The organism is Desulfosarcina sp., from assembly GCF_041551955.1.
Classification (GTDB): Bacteria; Desulfobacterota; Desulfobacteria; order Desulfobacterales; family Desulfosarcinaceae; genus Desulfosarcina.
On record NZ_JBFELV010000012.1, the window covers coordinates 1 to 18,402 of the forward strand.

13 protein-coding genes are annotated in these 18,402 nt (G+C 56.1%); 6 read left to right on the forward strand and 7 right to left on the reverse strand.

Annotated elements, in window-relative coordinates:
* Positions 1-80 precede the first annotated feature (80 nt).
* The 5 genes from fusA to ABYV26_RS01955 form a co-directional block, all read right to left on the reverse strand.
* Positions 81-2,114 (reverse strand): elongation factor G, encoded by a 2,034-nt coding sequence (gene fusA, locus ABYV26_RS01935; RefSeq protein ID WP_372677651.1) that lies wholly within the window; start codon positions 2,112-2,114, stop codon positions 81-83.
* Positions 2,111-2,719 carry a GerMN domain-containing protein gene (locus ABYV26_RS01940; RefSeq protein WP_372677688.1) on the reverse strand — a complete coding sequence of 203 codons (609 nt, stop codon included), beginning with the start codon at positions 2,717-2,719 and terminating at the stop codon, positions 2,111-2,113. The genes fusA and ABYV26_RS01940 overlap by 4 nt, the downstream gene beginning before the upstream one ends.
* Before the next feature lie 375 nt (positions 2,720-3,094).
* On the reverse strand, positions 3,095-4,063 hold the full coding sequence (locus tag ABYV26_RS01945) for an electron transfer flavoprotein subunit alpha/FixB family protein (RefSeq protein WP_372677652.1): 969 nt from the start codon (positions 4,061-4,063) through the stop codon (positions 3,095-3,097).
* Positions 4,063-4,851: an electron transfer flavoprotein subunit beta gene (locus tag ABYV26_RS01950; protein WP_372677654.1), complete on the reverse strand. Its 789-nt coding sequence runs from the start codon at positions 4,849-4,851 to the stop codon at positions 4,063-4,065. The genes ABYV26_RS01945 and ABYV26_RS01950 overlap by 1 nt, the downstream gene beginning before the upstream one ends.
* Positions 4,852-5,085: 234 nt before the next feature.
* The gene (locus ABYV26_RS01955) at positions 5,086-7,152 is read right to left on the reverse strand and encodes a (Fe-S)-binding protein (protein WP_372677655.1); all 2,067 of its coding nucleotides are present in this window, start codon (positions 7,150-7,152) and stop codon (positions 5,086-5,088) included.
* 349 nt (positions 7,153-7,501) lie between these two features.
* On the opposite strand from ABYV26_RS01955, the gene ABYV26_RS01960 reads away from it, so the two are divergent.
* Complete coding sequence (locus ABYV26_RS01960) at positions 7,502-9,190, forward strand: long-chain fatty acid--CoA ligase (RefSeq protein ID WP_372677657.1); 1,689 nt, start codon at positions 7,502-7,504, stop codon at positions 9,188-9,190.
* Positions 9,191-9,483: 293 nt separating this feature from the next.
* Here ABYV26_RS01960 and ABYV26_RS01965 read toward each other — a convergent pair whose 3' ends face one another.
* On the reverse strand, positions 9,484-11,301 hold the full coding sequence (locus tag ABYV26_RS01965) for an acyl-CoA dehydrogenase (protein WP_372677659.1): 1,818 nt from the start codon (positions 11,299-11,301) through the stop codon (positions 9,484-9,486).
* A gap of 72 nt (positions 11,302-11,373) precedes the next feature.
* Positions 11,374-11,967 carry a TetR/AcrR family transcriptional regulator gene (locus ABYV26_RS01970; protein ID WP_372677661.1) on the reverse strand — a complete coding sequence of 198 codons (594 nt, stop codon included), beginning with the start codon at positions 11,965-11,967 and terminating at the stop codon, positions 11,374-11,376.
* Between the two features lie 460 nt (positions 11,968-12,427).
* On the opposite strand from ABYV26_RS01970, the gene ABYV26_RS01975 reads away from it, so the two are divergent.
* The 5 genes from ABYV26_RS01975 to ABYV26_RS01995 all read left to right on the forward strand — a co-directional run bounded on the left by ABYV26_RS01975 (position 12,428) and on the right by ABYV26_RS01995 (position 18,396).
* Positions 12,428-13,111 (forward strand): methylenetetrahydrofolate reductase C-terminal domain-containing protein, encoded by a 684-nt coding sequence (locus ABYV26_RS01975; protein WP_372677663.1) that lies wholly within the window; start codon positions 12,428-12,430, stop codon positions 13,109-13,111.
* Positions 13,112-13,167: 56 nt separating this feature from the next.
* Positions 13,168-14,091, forward strand: coding sequence for a methylenetetrahydrofolate reductase (locus tag ABYV26_RS01980; protein WP_372677665.1), 924 nt, complete (start codon positions 13,168-13,170; stop codon positions 14,089-14,091).
* A gap of 50 nt (positions 14,092-14,141) precedes the next feature.
* Positions 14,142-15,326: an FAD-dependent oxidoreductase gene (locus tag ABYV26_RS01985; RefSeq protein WP_372677667.1), complete on the forward strand. Its 1,185-nt coding sequence runs from the start codon at positions 14,142-14,144 to the stop codon at positions 15,324-15,326.
* Positions 15,323-16,966 carry a hydrogenase iron-sulfur subunit gene (locus tag ABYV26_RS01990; RefSeq protein WP_372677669.1) on the forward strand — a complete coding sequence of 548 codons (1,644 nt, stop codon included), beginning with the start codon at positions 15,323-15,325 and terminating at the stop codon, positions 16,964-16,966. Before ABYV26_RS01985 ends, ABYV26_RS01990 begins: the two co-directional genes overlap by 4 nt.
* A gap of 107 nt (positions 16,967-17,073) precedes the next feature.
* Positions 17,074-18,396 carry a (Fe-S)-binding protein gene (locus ABYV26_RS01995; RefSeq protein WP_372677671.1) on the forward strand — a complete coding sequence of 441 codons (1,323 nt, stop codon included), beginning with the start codon at positions 17,074-17,076 and terminating at the stop codon, positions 18,394-18,396.
* Positions 18,397-18,402: the final 6 nt, after the last annotated feature.

The window sequence follows — 18,402 nt, forward strand, 5'->3', positions numbered from 1 at the left end:
CCCGCCTTCGCGGGGATGACAAAAAAGAGGACATCTCGACTTTTTACGGGTTCATCAACGGTTGAACGCTGAACGTTTTTTCAATTGCGGTCAAACCGGGAGAACTGCATGGAAAAGGTTCCCCGCCCCTGGGTGGCCGACCGCAGGCTGGTGGAGTAGCCGAACATTTTTGCCAGGGGCACCGTCGCCTTGATGGTCTGGACCCCCAGTTTGGGTTGGATGGATTCGATTTTTCCGCCCCTGGCGTTCAGGTCTCCGATCACATCCCCCATGAAATCCTCGGGGACGATGACTTCCACGGTCATGATGGGATCCAGCAGGAATGAATTCCCCTGGGAAAGGGCCTCTCGGACCGCCATGGAGGCGGCCACAGTAAAGGCCAGCTCCGAGCCGTTGTTTTCCCGGGTTCCGGCGCCGGTAAGCACCGCTTTCACATCGACCACCGGATACCCCATGAGAATGCCGCTCTCCAGGGATTCCATCACCCCTTTCTCAGCCGCCTTCACCAATCCGGGGGCCAACGCTTCCTCTGCCAGGCGTGATTCGAAGCGTTTGCCTTCACCTCGGGAAAGCGGTTCCAGCCGCAGTGCAATCTCGCCGTAATGGCGGTTACCGGCGACTTCCTTGTCGAAAACCGCAGTCCCAGTAGCAGTGGATTCGATGGTTTCCCGGTAGACGACCTGAGGCTTGCCCACGTTGACCCGGGTATTGAACTCACGCTGCATGCGGCTGGTGATGATTTCCAGATGCAGTTCGCCCATGCCGGAAAGAATCGTCTGGCCGGTGTCCTCATCCTCCCGGACCCGCAAGGTGGGGTCTTCGGCCATGAACTTTTCCAGCACCTGCTGGAGCTTCTCCTGGTCGCTGTGGGTTTTGGGCTCCACGGCCACGGATATCACCGGTTCGTAAAAATCCATTTTTTCCAGCAGCACCGGATGCTCCTGTTGGCACAGGGTTTCGCCGGTTGAGGAATCCTTGAGCCCCACGATTCCGACAATGGCCCCCGGGCCCACGGTGTCTACCCGCTCCCGTTTATTGGCATGCATCAAAAGGATGCGTGACAGCTTCTCTTTCTTGTTTCGGCTGGGATTGTATACGTCTGTACCGGCAGTAATTTTGCCGCTGTAGACCCGGACATAGGACAATTTCCTGCCTTCCATCATGGAGACCTTGAAAATCAATGCCGCCAGTGGCGCTTTTTCATCCGGTCGGCACAGGATGGTATCTCCGGTTTCCGGATGAACACCCGTAATGGCCGGCACCTCCGCCGGACTGGGGAGGAATTGAACAATGGCATCCAGAAGCGGTTGTATTCCTTTGTTTTTCAATGCGCTCCCACACAGCACCGGCACCAGTTTCAATGCAATAGTGGCTTTTCTGACGGCAGCCAAAATCGTCTCCGTATCGATGGGCGCTTCGGCCAGGTAGGCCTCCATGATTCCATCGTCCACCTCGGCAAGGGTTTCCAGCATCTGGTCCCGGTAGATTTCCGCATCCTCGCGGCGTTCGGCATCGATATCCTCGGCGGTGTAGCTGGCCCCTTTTGTGTCGTCGTCCCAGCGAACCTGCTGCATGCGAATCAGATCGACAACACCGGAGAAGCTGTCTTCGGTGCCCATGGGAATCTGAAGGATCAGGGTGTGGGCCTTAAGCCTGTCGCGCATCATCTGAACCGTACCAAAAAAATCGGCACCGATGCGGTCCAGTTTATTGATGAAGGCAATCTTGGGTACCTTGTAACGGTCGGCCTGGCGCCAAACCGTCTCCGACTGGGGTTCCACACCGCCTACGGCGCAAAAGACACCCACGGCCCCGTCCAGCACACGCAAGGAACGCTCCACCTCAATGGTAAAATCAACATGCCCCGGCGTGTCGATGACTTGGATGTCCCGGCCATTCCACTGGCAGGTGGTAACTGCTGACGTGATGGTGATGCCCCGCTCCTGCTCGTCGACCATCCAGTCCATCACCGCTTCACCGTCATGGACCTCGCCGATTTTGTGGGATCGCCCCGTGTAATAAAGAATCCGTTCGGTGACCGTCGTCTTGCCGGCATCGATGTGGGCGATAATACCAATATTCCGAATGTTATTGAGTTTGTCAGTCTTTTTCATCGTGTCAGCAGCATATCAGCCGTTAAAGGAAAGTCCAGTGGAAGGTGGCCGGTCAGCGTCTGTACCTCCGCCCCGTCAATCAGAATTTTTACCTGGTCAACTTCTGAAACGTTTAGGATCAGAGAATTGACGATTGAAAATAGTGTCATTTGCTCCAGCCGGCAACCTCCTGGGTGGTTTTCAAGCAGATGAGCCGAAAAATCAACCACCGCCGTTCCATCACCCAGCAAAAAAAACGATCTCAATCGCGTTTCCTGGGGTATGGTGGGCAAATTTCCACGTGCAGAACCATTGATCAGTTCCAACACCAGTTGCCGGCTGAATGCCGTCGGTTCGCCGGGATTGGCCATCGTACGAGGCTCGGCAATAAGCACCGGACGCTTCGCATCGGCGAAATAGAGATGAACGACCTGCTTATCCGACTCACCGGCAGCGCAACCCGGCGGCATTCCAGGGCCATGAAGCACCAACCCGGCAGTTATCAGCCAGCCGGCGATTCGCCATACGGCGATGCAGCCGCGAAATACACTCATGGAGGGTTTCCTGCCATATTTCGTTATCCGCCATGGAAACGGGATGTTGCCATAACCAGTGAAAGAAATCATGTATGCCAAGGACCCGGGCATGTCAAGAACAACCCGGCAGATTGGAACCCAAGCTGAGCGATTGTCGAACTTGCCGCAGATCCAAGGAAGATGTCATTCCGCTATAGTCGCTTGTGCGGGAAGACGTCTGACGCCGCAGATGCGGTAAGATCGGCAATCCCAACGGGTTTTCCAAGTTGAAGTCACCAAGTGACATAACCCATACTTTTTGTAATTATTTTTTTTCAAAACCAACATGGGAAACGCTCAGCTTGGGTGGAAATTACCCCGGTGGAGCCTATCGCCACCTTCCGGAAGGTGGGAGGCACAATAAAAAAAGCGGGCCCCCGCTAAAGAAAAGCGGGCGCCCGCCGTGTTTTGGAAAGATATGGTATGCTAGGATGCCTTGATGGCATCGGTCAGTTCGGGCAGAAAATCGAGGATGTCGGCTTCGATGCCCACGTCGGCCACCTGGAAGATCGGCGCCTTGACGTTCTTGTTGATGGCCACGATGAATGGTGCACCCTTAATACCACCCATGTGCTGGAAACTGCCGGAGATCCCGCAGGCCAGGTATACCTTGGGTTTGACCGTCTGGCCGGACGTGCCCACCTGGCGGGATTTCTCCAGCCACTTGGCATCCACGATGGGCCGTGAGCACGAGACTACGGCACCCATGGCATCGGCCAGTTCCTGGGCAATCTCGATATTCTCTTCGTCCTCGATGCCGCGGCCCACAGAAACCAGCACGTCGGACTTGGTGATGTCCACGTCGCCCACTTCGGCTTCGACCACTTCCAAAAAGGTGCGCTTGGCCGTCAGGTCGCCGGCCTCGCCGGATTTATCCTCTACCGTGCCGGCGGCGGATCGGCTCTCGTCCGGGGCAAAGGCGCCGGGACGAAGGTTGACCACCGCACCGCTGGAAATGTCGGCGGTTACATGGGTGCTGACCATACCCGAGTACTCTTGTCGGATCACCTTCAGTGTGGAACCGTCCATGCCTTCGATCCCCACCACGTCGGCCACGAAGGTCGAGTCCAGCTTGATCGACAGGCCGGGGCCCAGGTCCATGCCGAAGGTGTCATTGGAGATCAAGACGATGGCATCGGCGGGCAGCACGTTGACCAGCAGTTTCCTGACGACTTCGGCATTGGGGTAGGCCAGGGCGTCATGGTTGAACTTGAGGACCCGGTCATAAGAAGCGGCCACCTCGCCGGCGACCTTGTCCAGGTCGGCGCCCGAACCGGTCACGATGGCGGTGACGGCAGCATTGGCGTCGATCTGCTTGGCCGCGGCAACCAGTTCCAGGGCCGAGTCGTCGGCCACGCCGTCTTTGTGCGTGATGTATGCATAGATATCAGCCATTATTTCAACCCTCCTTTGGCTTTCAAGAGTTCGATCAGCTTGGCAACGATCTCTTCGGTGCTGCCTTCGAGCATTTCAGCCCCCTCGCCCATTTCGGGCACGAAGTAGTCCAGGCGTTTGACCCGGGCGCCGGCAGCCCCCACCGTGGCGGCGTCGACACCCAGGTCGGCGGCGCCCTGCTGGGGGATCTCCACCGAAGCCACCTTGCGGATGCCGCGGATGCCCACGTAGCGCGGCTCGTTGATGCCGGTCTGGATCGACAGCACGCAGGGCAGCTGGATCTCGTTCATCTCCTGGTTGCCGCCTTCGATCTCACGGCCCACCGTGAGCTTGCCGTCGGCCACCTCGATCTTGTTGACCAGTGAGGCGTAAGGATAGTCCAGCATGGCGGCCAGCATGCCGCCCACCTGGGCCGCTCCGTCATCGGCCTGGGCACCGGTCAGGATCAGGTCGTACTTGCCCTTCTCGACCGCCGCCTTGAGCAGGGTGGCGACGCCTTTGCCGTCCGATCCCGCAAACGCGTCGTCGCAAAGCAGAAGGCCGTTGTCGGCGCCCATGGCCATCTCGCGACGCAGCACCTCTTCGGACTCGTCGTCTCCCACGGTGATCACGGTGACGCTGCCGCCCACCTTGTCGCGGATCAAAATGGCCTCTTCCACGGCGTAGTTGTCCCACTCGTTGACCGAGTATACCAGGTCGTCGCGCTCGATATCGCTGCCGGAACCGTTCACCTCGATCTCGTTCTCAGCGGTATCGGGTACCCGTTTTACGCAGACCAAAATCTCCATGCTTCCCTCCTATTGATGATTGAATAACAATTCTTCCATTTCGGACAAAAAGAAAATCACAAATCCCAATACCCAAATTCCAAATAAATCCCAAATTTCAATAATCAAATCTCAAACAAGGTGCAGAGCAACCGGTTTCAAATTTGAGATTTGGGTCATTGGGATTTGTTTGTGATTTGTTATTTGGTTATTGGAATTTTATCTCCTTATTGAACTTCATGGTTCCAAGCGATCCTACTGGATGTGCTGGACAATCAACTCCGACAAATCAATCGCCTCCATCTTGCCCTCCAGCCCGGCTACCTTGATGGCGTCTTCCATGTTGACCAGGCAGAAAGGACAGGCCGTGACGATCACGTTGGCGCCGGCCGCAGCAGCCATCTCGACGCGCAGCACGCCCATGCGCTGCTCTTCCTCGGGTTCGTAGAAGAGCATCAGACCGCCGCCGCCGCAGCAAAAAGACCGGTCCCGGCAGCGCTGCATCTCCACCCGTTTCAACCCGGCGATGGCATCCAGGGCCGCCCGCGGATCATCGTACACATCATTGTGGCGACCCAGGTAGCAGGGGTCGTGATAAGTGTAGACCTTGCCGTCGCCATTGGCGCCGGTCAGCCGGATGGCGCCGGATTTGACGTTGCGAGCGATAAACTGGCTGATGTGTTCGACCGGCGGCAGCCCCTGATAGTCGTTTTTCAAGGCGTTGTAGGCGTGCGGGTCGGCGGTGATGATGTGCTTGGCGCCGCTGTCGAGAATGGCCTCGGTATTCATCTCCTTCATGGTCTGAAAGAGCATCTCTTCGCCGAAGCGCCGGATCTCGTTGCCGCTGTCTTTTTCTTGTTTGCCCAAGATACCGACATCCGCACCGGCCCGGGAAAGGATGGTGGCCGTGGCCCGGCCGATAGCCTGCATGCGGTCATCAAAGCTGGTGATGCTGTCCACGAAGTAGAGCGCCTCGGCCGATTCTTTGGCCAGGTCCTTGACCGTGACCCCCTCGGGCAGGTCCTTGGTCCAGTCGGCGCGCTTCTTTTCCATCTTGCCCCAGGGGTTGCCGCGTTTTTCAAGGGCGCTCAAGGGTTTTTGAAGACTCTGGGGCACCATGCCCTCGTCCACCATCCCGCGACGAAGATCGACGATCTTGTCGATGTACTCGATGCCGATGGGGCACTCCTGCTCGCAGGCCCCGCAGGTAGTGCAGGACCAGACCTCGTCCTCGTCGTAAATTCCGCCGATCAGGTCCTCGCTTTTCTTGAACGGGCTGCCATAGGGGTAGATGGGATAATTCTTAAATGCCAAGTCGCGCCCCTTGATGGAGATGAAGCGCGGCGAAAGGGGCCGCCCCACGGCGTTGGCCGGGCAGTTGTCCGAACAGCGGCCGCAGTCGGCGCACGAGTAAAAATCCAGGATATGCTTCCAGGTGAAGTCCTCCAGCCGCTTTACGCCGAAAGATTCCAGGTCGTCCAGCTGTTCATCGGTGACGCCGTGACGCACCGGTTTGACGTTGCCCTTGTCGATGCGCATGAAGAACACGTTGAACAGCGAGGTGATCACGTGGAAGTGTTTGCCCAGGGGCAAAAAGCACAGGAAGAAGAAAAAGGTCAGGTCGTGGATGTAGTAGGCGGCGATGTGAAGGGTCTGCAGCGTCTCCACGGATGTGGACATCAGGCCCTGCATGAACAGCCAGGCCAGGCTGGCCGGCGCCAGGAACTCGGCGTGCAGACCCGCCTGGGCGTTGGCGGCCACACTGCTGGCCTCGAACAGGCTTTCGGAGATCATCAGCGTCGAGATCAGGCCTAAAACGAACAGGGCTTCAGCGGTGTGGTCCTTGCCGTAGCGGGCCGGCACTTTGTATCGTTCAGGCTTGACCACCGCCCGCCGAAAGGCGGCGATGGCGCAGGCGACCAGCACCGCGGTGGCCGCGTAATCTTTGAGCAGGTTGTAGATGTCGCCCAGCAGTCCGCCGAATCCAGGCATGACGAAGCTGGGATCGATGCCCATGACGACCAGGGAGCACGAGCGGATGCTCAGGATCAAAAAACCGGCGAAAATGACGATGTGCACCACGCCCGCCAGCATGTACCGGGGCTGGCGATACTGGCCCAGCCAGATCTTGACCACGTGATAGATGCGCTGGGGAATGCGGTCGAGTCTGCTGTCCGGCGCCGCCTTTACCAGCGGCGCCATTCGGATGGCCATGATATATGCGAAGACGGCAACGCCCACCAGGGGAATCAGGATCGAAAAAACCACCGTGGGTATGAAAAGAAAAAAATACTTGGCCGGAGCGATCAACGCGTTTTCCATATTTTGCCCTTGTTCTCCCTTCGATTTCGTATTAGAATAGATAAAAATGAATGAAGATTCATTCAGTTTTTAACGGCTGATTCCAGTCCTGTCAAGAAAAAATTTGGGCGGCGGTGTCCATTCCCTCCCCTGACAGCAATGGCGACGTTATTTCGGCGGAAACATTATATCAGATATTTCACGACCGCGTGTGCGCGCACCAAAAAATAAAATTACCCATTAATTTTATTGACAAAAAAAGCTTCTCAAATTAGGTGAAAGTGATTCGGCGGCGAAAACCCCACCCAACCGGCATAAGGGCCTCATTTATTACGATCGCCCCTTAAAAACAAGCAAAAAGGAGGTTTCCGTGAGCACAGACAGTCCCTACCTGGAAAAACCGTGGCTGACCCACTACGAGGCAGGCGTTCCGGAACATGTTCAATATGAGAACATATGCCTGCCGGCGTTCCTGAGGCGGTCGGCCGAGGCGTTCCCGAACAAAATGGCCCTGACGTTTCAAGGTTATCAGATCAGCTTCAGCAAACTGAACGACATGGTGGATCGATTTGCCGCTTGCCTGACCCACTTCGGGGTTAGCGCGGGAGACAGCGTGGCGATTCTGCTGCCCAATGTGATCCCTTGTGTGGCCGCCTATTATGCCATCCTGCGCATCGGTGCCATCGCAGTCATGAACAACCCGTTGTATTCTGACCGGGAGTTGGAGCATCAGTTCAATGACTCCGGATCCAGCGTCTTGATCACCCTTGATCTGCTCGGCAACCGGATGATCGATCTTCGACCAAAAACCAAGATCAAACAGATTGTCTACACCAGTATCGGAGACTATCTCCCCTTCCCCAAAAATCTCCTTTTCCCTCTGGTGGGCAAGAAAAAGGGGCTGGCTGCCGATGTTAAACCGGCCGACAACATTTTCAAATGGAAAGACCTCATTGCACGCCATGCGCCCAACCCGCCACAGGTGGCTCTGGATTTCGATACGGTGGCCATGTACCAGTATACCGGCGGCACCACCGGTGTTTCCAAAGGTGTCATGCTCACCCATGGCAACCTGAGCCAACAGACCCAGCATGTATCGGCCTGGTTCCCCACTTTCGGCAGCGATGAAATCATGCTTGGTGCCCTGCCATTTTTCCACGTTTTCGGCCTCTCCACCGCCATGAACCTGGCCATTTTCAAGGGTTGGGGAAACATCCTCGTACCCAAACCCCAGCCCCCTCAATTGTTGGAGGCCATCAGCAAGTTCAAACCCACCTTTGCACCGCTGGTGCCCACGATGTACATCGGCATGCTGGAACATCCCGATATCGAACGGACCGACCTCACCTCCATCAAAGGCTGTTTTTCCGGTAGTGCTCCGCTGCCCGTGGAGGTGATCAAGGAGTTCGAAAAGAAAACCGGTGCGGTTATTGTCGAGGGCTTCGGCATGACCGAGTCCTGCCCGGTCACCCACATCAACCCCTTCAAAGGCAATCGTAAAGTGGGCAGTGTGGGCATTCCCATTTCAGATACCCAGAGCCGCATCGTGGATCTTGGTGATGGGGTCACCGACGTTCCCGTGGGAGAAACCGGTGAACTCCTGGTCAAGGGTCCCCAGGTCATGAAAGGTTATTGGAACCGCCCCGACGCCACCGCCGAAACGCTCACCGACGGGTGGCTGCACACCGGCGACATCGCCAAAATGGATGAAGAGGGCTATTTCTACATCGTCGATCGCAAGAAAGACATGATCATCTCCGGCGGCTTCAACGTGTATCCCCGGGACATCGAAGAGGTGTTTTTCGAACATCCCAAGGTGATGGAGGCAACGGTCATCGGCATCCCGCATCCCAAACGCGGTGAGGCGGTCAAGGTGTTCGTCGTGCTGAAGGAAGGCCAGACAGCCACCGCCGAAGAACTGCTTAAATATTGCGAAGACAAGCTGGCCAAGTACAAATGGCCCACGGAAATCGAGTTCCGCAAAGAACTGCCAAAGACCAATGTCGGCAAGGTTCTTAAAAAAGATCTCAGAGCCATGGAGCTGCAAAAAAAACAATAGACCCTGCCAGCGTTGGTTTGGGCGATAAGGTCATTAAAAACCAAAACGAGGGCTGCATCATCATGCATCCCCCGTTTTCATTTGTTTTTGGTGTGCGTTGCCAGGTTCAGCGTTCACCGTTCTGGGCTTGCTTTCATTCGTTGACCGTGCGCATAGGCCACCGGGTTTCTGATAATCCGCCAATCGCAGTGCGAGTGGCCCCGCCAGGTAACTATTCATCTGATCAGCGTTAGTTCTGGTGCACCTTCAACCGCTGAACCTTGAACCTGTGAACGGCAGTTTTTTTTATCGACTTATTTGCCGCCGAACGCGTCTTCGGTAATTTCTATGGCCGCATCGCAGGTGGTCATGATGGCGTCCATCTTGCCCATGGTAATGGGAAGCACCGCCTGGGTGAAATACTGCACGCTTTTCATCTGGCCTTCGTAAAAGGCCTGATCTTTTTTCTTGGCCCCTTTTTCCAGTTGGGTGGCCGCCACGACCCCTCGCCAAAGCAGCATCCAGGCCATCACCACGTCACCAGAGGCCTCCATGAACGGGTGCGCAAAGGCAAAGGCGCTCATCACCTTGGGTGACATGGCGGTGGCGCCCAGGTGCATGGCCACTTCACCTAGGCGGTTCAAGGCCTTTTCCACTCTAATCGCGTAATCCTTCAGGCTGTCGACGGTCTTGGCCTGGGCGATGGTCTTCTGAATCTCGACCATCAGGTCCATGATCGGTTTGCCCTTGTTCATGCCCAGCTTTCGACCCAGCAGATCCATGGCCTGAATGCCGTTGGTACCCTCATAGATCATGGTGATACGGCAATCCCGCAAAAGCTGCTCCTGGGGATATTCCTTGATAAACCCGTATCCGCCATACACCTGCACACCCGTGCTGCACACTTCAAAGGCTTTGTCGGTGACGTATCCTTTACAGATGGGGATGAGCAGATCCACCATGCCCTGCAGCCTGGCTTTTTCAGCCTCGTCATCGCTGACAGCGATCTGATCGGAAAGGAAGCCTGCATAATAGAGCAGACTGCGCATGCCCTCCACGTGTGATTTCATGGAGAGGAGCATGCGACGAACGTCCGGGTGCTGAATGATCGCTACGGACGGTGCGTTGGGATCCATCATCTTCAGCAGATTCTTGCCCTGAATTCGTTCCCTGGCGTAATTGACCGCATTCATGTAGGACGGACTGGCGCAGCAGAATCCCTGCATTCCCACGAGCAGGCGCGCCTCGTTCATCATCAGGAACATGGCCCGCATGCCTTTGTTCTCTTCGCCCAGCAGTTCCCCCACGCACTGGCCCTTGCCGCCCAGGGTCAGTGAGCAGGTGGCGTTGCCGTTGATGCCCATCTTGTGCTCGATGCCCGTGCAGACCACGTCGTTGAATTCGCCTAAACTACCGTCGTCGTTGACCCGGTATTTAGGAACCAGAAAAAGAGAGATGCCTTTGGTGCCCGCCGGTGCCCCTTCGATTCGGGCCAGCACCGGATGGACGATGTTCTCCACCAAGTCATGCTCGCCGGCAGAGATGAAAATCTTGTTGCCAGTGATGGTATAGGTACCGTCTTCATTTTTCACGGCGGTGGTGGACAGGTTGCCGACGTCGGAACCGGCTTCTGGCTCGGTGAGCAGCATGGTGCCGGTCCACTTGCCGGTAAACATGTTCCTCAAATAGCGTTTCTTCTGCCGTTCTGTGCCGAAAGCCTCTACCAGGAGAGCGGCGCCGTGAGTCAGCCCTGGATACATCATGAACGCATAATTGGCACCGTTGAAATAGTCGCCCGCGGCCAGCGCGACCGTACGGGGCATTCCCTGCCCGCCGTATTCCGGGTCCTCGGGCATAGCCAGCCATTCACCTTCGACGAACAGGTCATATGCGCGCTTGAAGTTTTCCGGAACCGATACCTTTCCGTTTTCCAGACGGCATCCCTGCTCGTCACCCTCTTTGAAGGTGGGAAGAATCTCCTTTATAGCAAGATTGCGCGCCTCACTGATGATTAAATCTACCGTCTTTTTGTTGAATTCTGCGTACTTTTCATGTTCACTCAACGCGCCGACGTTCAGCTGTTCATGCAGCACGAAATCAACATCTCTCCTGTCAGCGATTACCTGTGCCATGGTTTGTTTTCTCCTTGTTGACTGGTTGATCCGCCGCCGAATCGAGTAGACCGACGATATGCGATGATGTATTCAATCCGTTGCTTCCGTTCCACCGGGACCGCCGATACCCTGAATGAAAAGTTCCACCAACGGGTCGGCCATGGTTACCAAATCGTATTGCCCACCTGAATGAATCCAGGAGTTGATCACCTCATCCACCGCACCATTGATGAACCGCTTAACCAACCCCATGTAGAGATCCTTCCTGATGGTTCCCTCCTCCTGACCCAGTTCCACCACCTCGGATATAATATCGCGGTACATCTTGGACATCTCTTTGATCTGCTCGTTCCCGAGCCGTCGATTCTGATGGGTTTCCGCCTGATAAACGATGGCCATGTTGCGGTCTTTCTGGAACTCCTGCAAGTGGACGTGAATCAAACATCGCAGCTTCTCTACGGCAGTGGCCGGCTGACTGACCGCATCGCGAAATCGTTCGAAGATTTGGCGGGTCTTGTATTGGTAGAACTGAACCAGTATATCGTCTTTGTTCTTAAAATAGAGGTAGATGGTTCCGTCCGCCACCCCAGCCTCTTTGGCAATCTGGGCAATCGTCGACTGAAAGTACCCCTGCTCGGCAAATACAGTAATGGCCGCCTCCAGGATCCGCCGGTATTTGTCCATATTTTTCTTTTTCGTGTTGATGGTGAACCTCCTAATCACGACTGATTATGAATGAATACTCATTCATTTATCAAAGGCCAAATCACCCTGTCAAGCCTTATCATGAAAAATTCCGAAAAACCGATGAGAACATGCTAAAACCGCACTCAAATGAGGTAAATCCGGGATGGCATATCTGCCGTTCAGGTTTCACCGTCGTTACCACATGGCGTCGATCCACCCCTGTAATAAGATGAGTAAGCATTCATTTCATGTTGACATGGCTGCCGACAGGCAATAAGTGGATTTGGGCTGCAGGCGAATTTTACATCCTTTACATGTTGACATGATTGATTCACTCAGGTTAGTTTCGCTCCTTGGCTCATATCGATACGGCTCACGCTCACCCCCAAGTCATGCGTGATCTGCATAACCCTTCATGGCATCGACCCCGTGTCATGATCAACAGGAGGAATGTCAAATGATTGTTGCGGAAAAAAAACCCTTTGAAGAGGTCAGGGCCATGGTCAAGGACTTTAAAAAAGTCCTCACTGTGGGATGCGGCACCTGTGTGGCGGTATGCCTGGCAGGCGGAGAAAAGGAGGTCGGTGTGCTCAACGCGGAACTTAAGATCGCCCGCCGCATGCAAGGGGACCCCATCGAAACCGGCGGTGTTACCGTGGAACGGCAGTGTGACATGGAATTTCTGGAAGCGTTGGACGGCATCGTGGATGAATATGACGCGATCATCTCCATGGCCTGCGGCGCCGGCATTCAATTTATTGCCGAACGATTCCCGGAGGTCCCCGTTTTTCCCGGGGTCGACACCAGCTTTATCGGCGTCAATCGTGAAGTGGGCTGGTATGAAGAAAAATGCCGGGCCTGCGGCACCTGCGTGTTGGGTATGACGGCCGGCATCTGTCCGGTCACCATGTGCGCCAAGGGACTGTTCAACGGACCCTGCGGCGGCACCAACAAGGGCAGCTGCGAAATCAATTCCGATCAGCCCTGCGCCTGGCAGCGTATCCATGAGCGACTGGCCAAGCAGAATCGACTGCAAAATATCATCGACATCTGTCCGCCCAATGACTGGCGGAATCAGACGCCCAGAACCATCGTTCAACCTGGCTACAAGGATCGCCTTGCCGCATTCGGCATCAAATAGCCGATTCGACGGCAAGCAACCAAGAAAACGGAACAAGCCAATAGAAGGATTCCCAAATGAAATCAGGAAGCAATCTTGAAAAGATACTGCGTGCCGGACATTTTGCCTTTACCGGGGAACTCGGGCCGCCCCGCGGAACCAACGTGTCGGTCGTGCGGGAAAAGGCCAAACATCTGGTCGGCATGGTGGATGCCGTCAATATTACCGACAATCAGACTGCCATGGTGAGAATGTCCAGCTGGGCCGCCTCGTTGATTGCCATCGAAGAGGGGCTTGAACCCAATTACCAAATGGTCTGTCGGGACCGAAACCGCCTGGCCATGCAGGCCGACATCCTCGGCGCATCGGCCCTGGGCATTCGCAACATGCTCGCCTTGTCCGGCGACCATCAGCAGTTTGGTGACCATCCTCAGGCCAAAGGCGTCTTCGATATCGACTCCACCCAACTGATAGGGATGGTTAAAAAGATGCGTGACGAAGGAAAATTCCTGGGTGGGGCGGACATTGACGAACCGCCTAAAATTTTTATCGGTGGAGCAGCCAACCCTTTTGCCGAACCCCACGAATGGCGGGTGCATCGCCTGGCAAAAAAAATCAAGGCCGGCGTGGATTTCGTGCAGACCCAATGCATCTATAACATGGATAGGATGCGCCAATGGGTCAAAGAATCCGTAGACATGGGGCTCACCGAGAATGTCTATATCCTGGCTGGCGTCACCCCCATGAAAAGTGTCGGTATGGCGCGCTACATGCAGCTCAAGGTTCCCGGCATGGACGTTCCCAATGCGATTATCAAGCGACTTCAGGGTGTAGACAAAAAAAAGGTGGCCGACGAAGGCATCAAAATCGCCTGCGAACAGATCGAAGAGTTCAAGGAGATGAAAGGCGTTGCGGGCATTCACCTCATGCCCATCGAATGGGAGCACAAGGTGCCGGAAATCGCTGAGCGGGCAAAAGTCCTGCCCAGACCCGAGGTCTGATCTGCGCCACACATCCATTGTCAACCAACGATCACCAAAGGAGTTTTCAAGTGAGTACTGAATCGAAAAAAGTCATGGTCATCGGGGGCGGGATCGCCGGTCTGACGGCGGCCTGGGAACTGGCCGGCCTGGGCGCGCAGGTCGCGCTGGTGGAAAAGGCTGACTTCTTGGGCGGACACGCCATCCAATATGCCTGCAAAGCCACGGACGAATGCCGCCAATGTGGCGCCTGCGCCGTAGAAAGCATGCTAAAAAAGGTGGTCAACGAACCGTCCATCACCGTCCACCTGGCCACCCAGGTGGCCGACATCCATAACAACGGAACATTTAAGGCCAGCCTGAAAAGAATTGAAGCCGCCAAAGACTTGAAGGCCTGCGAGGCCGGTTATCCGACCAATCCGACGGGCTGTGCAGCCGTCAGGGGTTTTTCATTGAACAACAGCAGATACTATCAGGCCGACGGCAGCCTGAACCCGGAAACAACCGGCGGAGAAGACACCCTTGAGGTGGACGCCGTGGTCGTGGCTACCGGTTTCACCCCCTTCGACCCACGCGTTAAGTCCACCTACCGCTACGACGATCTGGAAAATGTGATCAGCGGGATGGACCTGGAATCGGGCAAGCGGGCCAAGGGCACGGTACTGCGGCCCTCGGACGGCAAACCGCCCAAAAAGATCGCCTTCATCCAGTGCGTGGGCAGCCGCGACGAGCGTCTGGGCAACCTGTGGTGCAGCCAAGTCTGCTGCCCCTATGCCCTGAGAACGGCCCAGGCCATGAAGCACAAGGATCCGGAACTGGACATCACCATCTTTTATATGGACATCCAAAACACGGGCAACGACTTTCCCGTATTTTACCAGAAATGCAAAGACGACATGAAATTCGTGCGCAACATTCCCGTGGATATGTACAAGACCGACGATGATCGCATCCGAACCCGGTTCATGGCCGCCGATGGCAGCAGTGAAGCGGTGGACGATGATTTCGATCTGGTTGTACTTTCTGTGGGCATCATGCCGGCAGCCGACAACGCCTCGCTGTCCGAACTGGTCGGCGCCCCGCTCAACGGCGACGGTTTTTTTGCCTGCACCGATAAGTTGAACCGGTCCATCACCGGCCAGGATGGCATTTTTGTGGCCGGCACCGCGTCGGGACCGAAAACCATTGGCGAATCCATCGCCCACGCAGGCCAATCTGCCGGCGAAGTGATGAAATATCTGGGGAGGACCTCATGACACAAGACACACAAATGGAAACCATCAACCTGACCACCGACGTATTGGTGGTAGGTGCCGGGATGACCGGTGTCAAGGCCGCCAGTGAGATTGCCGCCAATGGATACCGGGTGGTGTTGATCGATGAGGGTGCCGGCCTGGGTATGGCGGCAGGTGCCCCAGTCGCCGATCTCGATGGGGAGGAGCAGGCGGCCCTAAATACGTTAATGGAAACGGTCAACGGGTCGGAAATGATCGACGTGATGACCGGCACCCGCATGGACGGCGCTGCCGGGGTTCCCGGGGACTTTCGGGTGTGGCTGTCAGGCAATGACGACATTGTCGAAAAATCCGTCGGCGCCATCGTGGTGGCATCGGAGCTGGTCGCTTGCCCGTTGAATGAAGCCTATGGGTTGAGCTTGTCCGAAACGGTAGTCAGCCAGAGCCAGATGGAAGCGGCCCTTGCCAAAAACCCGGCCGTGTTTTCAGGTAAAACAATCGCTTTCATGGTAGGACTGGCCCAGGACGGCAACCCCCTGGTTCTCGAACGGGTCCTCAAGGGTGTGCTGGCCATGGAAAACATGGAGGATACCAGCGCCTATGTGTTTGCCGGAGATCTAAAGGTGGCCGAAGACGGACTTGAGCGACTCTACTTGGAATGTCGTGACAAGGGGGCCATGTATGTCAAGCTCACCGAGATGCCCACGGTGGTCCAGGAGGACGGCACGCTCTGCATTACCTACGACGATCCGGTCCTCCAGCGCAACGTGGAACTGTCCCCCGACATCATCGTGGTCGAAGAGGCCCTCGGTGCCGACCAGGCCAACACCGCTCTGGCCGAGATGCTCAACATCGATGTGGGATCCATGGGCTTCCTGCAGACCGATAACGTTCACCGCTTTCCGGTCTCCACCAACCGCGAGGGGATCTTCGTAGTAGGCGGCACTCGCCGGGTGAAAAAACGCTACGGTGCCCTGATGGACGCAGAAAATGCCGCCATCCGGGTCCGCAACCTCTTGGGGGACGGTACTATTGCTGTACCGGCCAACAAGGCGGTTTTGGACACGGGCAAGTGCACGTTCTGTTTGACCTGCTACCGCTGCTGCCCCCATGGTGCCATCTACTGGTCCGCCGACAACAAGCCGGTCATCTCCGCAGTGGCCTGCCAGGGCTGCGGTATCTGCGCCGCCGAATGCCCCATGGACGCCATCCAGATCGGCGACTTCAACGATGCCGACATGATCGACCGGGTCACTCAATCGGCAGCCGCCGCGCCCGACGATTCCCCTACGATCGTGGCTTTCTGTTGCCAGAACAGTGGAATGGAAGCGGCCCGCATGGCCGAATCATTCGGTATGCCCCTGCCCAAGGGGCTGAAAACCGTCGCCGTTCCCTGTGCCGGCAAGGTAGACATCGAATACGTCATGCACGCCCTGGCCGAAGGAGCCGAGGGCGTGGTGGTCATGGCCTGCCACAACGGCAACTGCAAATCGGAGAAGGGCAGCCTCTACGCCGGCTGGCGGGCGGCCAACGCCCAGGATATGCTGACCGCCATTGGCCTTGAAAAAGAGCGAATCTGTTTTGCGACCACGGCGTCAAACATGGGGGCTGATTTTTCCAATATCCTCATGGCGATGGAAGAGACGCTGAAATTCAAGTAAGCCATTTTTTCCTTGTGTTTTGCGCCTGATTCGTAAATAAAGATTAACTTGATATTTTTTCAACTTGGAATCGTCGGTGGTCAACTAAAAACGGAGGAATTAACAGTATGGCTGATGAAGCGATCAAGCTCGGTGGAAAAAAGCGATCTGTTTTCATCGATAAGGTGAAGGAGATCCTCCCTGAAGGAGGAAACCTGAACCTTTGCCTGACCTGCGGCGCCTGCTCTTCGGGGTGTCCGGCAACGGGTCTGGAGGGAATGGATCCCCGAAAATTTTTGAGAATGGCGGCCCTGGGCATGGACGAAGAGGTCCTGAGCACCAAATGGGTCTGGATGTGCAGCATGTGCACGCGCTGTATGTATGTCTGCCCCATGAAAATCAACATTCCCCAGCTGGTGTTCAACGCACGGGCCCAATGGCCCCGTGACCAGCGTCCCAAGGGCATCCTGGGATCATGCGATATGGCCCTGCGCAACGACACCTGCAGTGCCATGGGTGCCACGGAAGAGGATTTTCAATTCGTCGTCGAAGACGTGCTTGAAGAGTACCAGGAAGCCCAGCCCGAATTTGCCGACATGCAGGCCCCGGTCAATAAAAAGGGCGCCGAATTCTTCCTGAACCAGAACTCCCGGGAGCCGGTGACCGAACCGGATGAGATGGTGCCCCTGTGGAAGATCCTTCACCTGGTGGGCGCCGACTGGACTTACGGCACCAAAGGCTGGGCAGCAGAGAACTATTGCATGTTCCTGGGTGACAACGAAAACTGGAAGCACATTGTCGAGGTGAAGAGAGACGCCGTACAGGATTTGGGCTGCAAGGTCTGGCTCAACACGGAGTGAGGGCACGAACTTTTCGCAGTCCGGTTCGGACTGGATAAATTCAAGCTCGATTACAACTTCGAAATCAAAAGCATCATTCAATACTATGCCCAGTGGATCCGCGAGGGCAAGCTGAAGCCCAGCTCTGAGTGGAACAAAGAGCGCCAGGTCAAGTTTACGGTTCAAGACCCCTGCCAGCTGGTGCGCAAAACATTCGGCGACCCGGTTGCCGAGGACCTGCGTTTCGTGGTCAAGGCGGTGGTTGGTGAAGAGAACTTCATCGACATGCACCCCAACCGATCCAACAACTTCTGCTGCGGCGGCGGCGGCGGGTTCCTGCAGTCCGGATTCCCGGATGAGCGCCGGGCATACGGCAAGCTCAAGGCCGACCAGATCCTGGCCACCAAGGCGGCTTACGCCATCACCCCCTGCCACAACTGCCACGCCCAGATTCATGATCTAAGCGACCAGTTGGATCACCCCTGGCAGACCGTTCACCTGTGGACCCTGCTCTGCCTCTCCCTGGGAATCCTGGGACCCAACGAGCGCGAATACCTGGGTGACGACCTCAAGGATGTGGATGTGTTCCACCCCGAGTCGTCGAATATGTAATCCGCA

Excerpts from the sequence above, each read along its gene's own strand:
- fusA (WP_372677651.1), bottom strand. The coding sequence starts at position 2,114 with ATGAAAAAGACTGACAAACTCAATAACATTCGGAATATTGGTATTATC.
- ABYV26_RS01940 (WP_372677688.1), bottom strand. The coding sequence starts at position 2,719 with ATGATTTCTTTCACTGGTTATGGCAACATCCCGTTTCCATGGCGGATA.
- ABYV26_RS01945 (WP_372677652.1), bottom strand. The coding sequence starts at position 4,063 with ATGGCTGATATCTATGCATACATCACGCACAAAGACGGCGTGGCCGAC.
- ABYV26_RS01950 (WP_372677654.1), bottom strand. The coding sequence starts at position 4,851 with ATGGAGATTTTGGTCTGCGTAAAACGGGTACCCGATACCGCTGAGAAC.
- ABYV26_RS01955 (WP_372677655.1), bottom strand. The coding sequence starts at position 7,152 with ATGGAAAACGCGTTGATCGCTCCGGCCAAGTATTTTTTTCTTTTCATA.
- ABYV26_RS01965 (WP_372677659.1), bottom strand. The coding sequence starts at position 11,301 with ATGGCACAGGTAATCGCTGACAGGAGAGATGTTGATTTCGTGCTGCAT.
- ABYV26_RS01970 (WP_372677661.1), bottom strand. The coding sequence starts at position 11,967 with ATGGACAAATACCGGCGGATCCTGGAGGCGGCCATTACTGTATTTGCC.
- ABYV26_RS01975 (WP_372677663.1), top strand. The coding sequence starts at position 12,428 with ATGATTGTTGCGGAAAAAAAACCCTTTGAAGAGGTCAGGGCCATGGTC.
- ABYV26_RS01980 (WP_372677665.1), top strand. The coding sequence starts at position 13,168 with ATGAAATCAGGAAGCAATCTTGAAAAGATACTGCGTGCCGGACATTTT.
- ABYV26_RS01990 (WP_372677669.1), top strand. The coding sequence starts at position 15,323 with ATGACACAAGACACACAAATGGAAACCATCAACCTGACCACCGACGTA.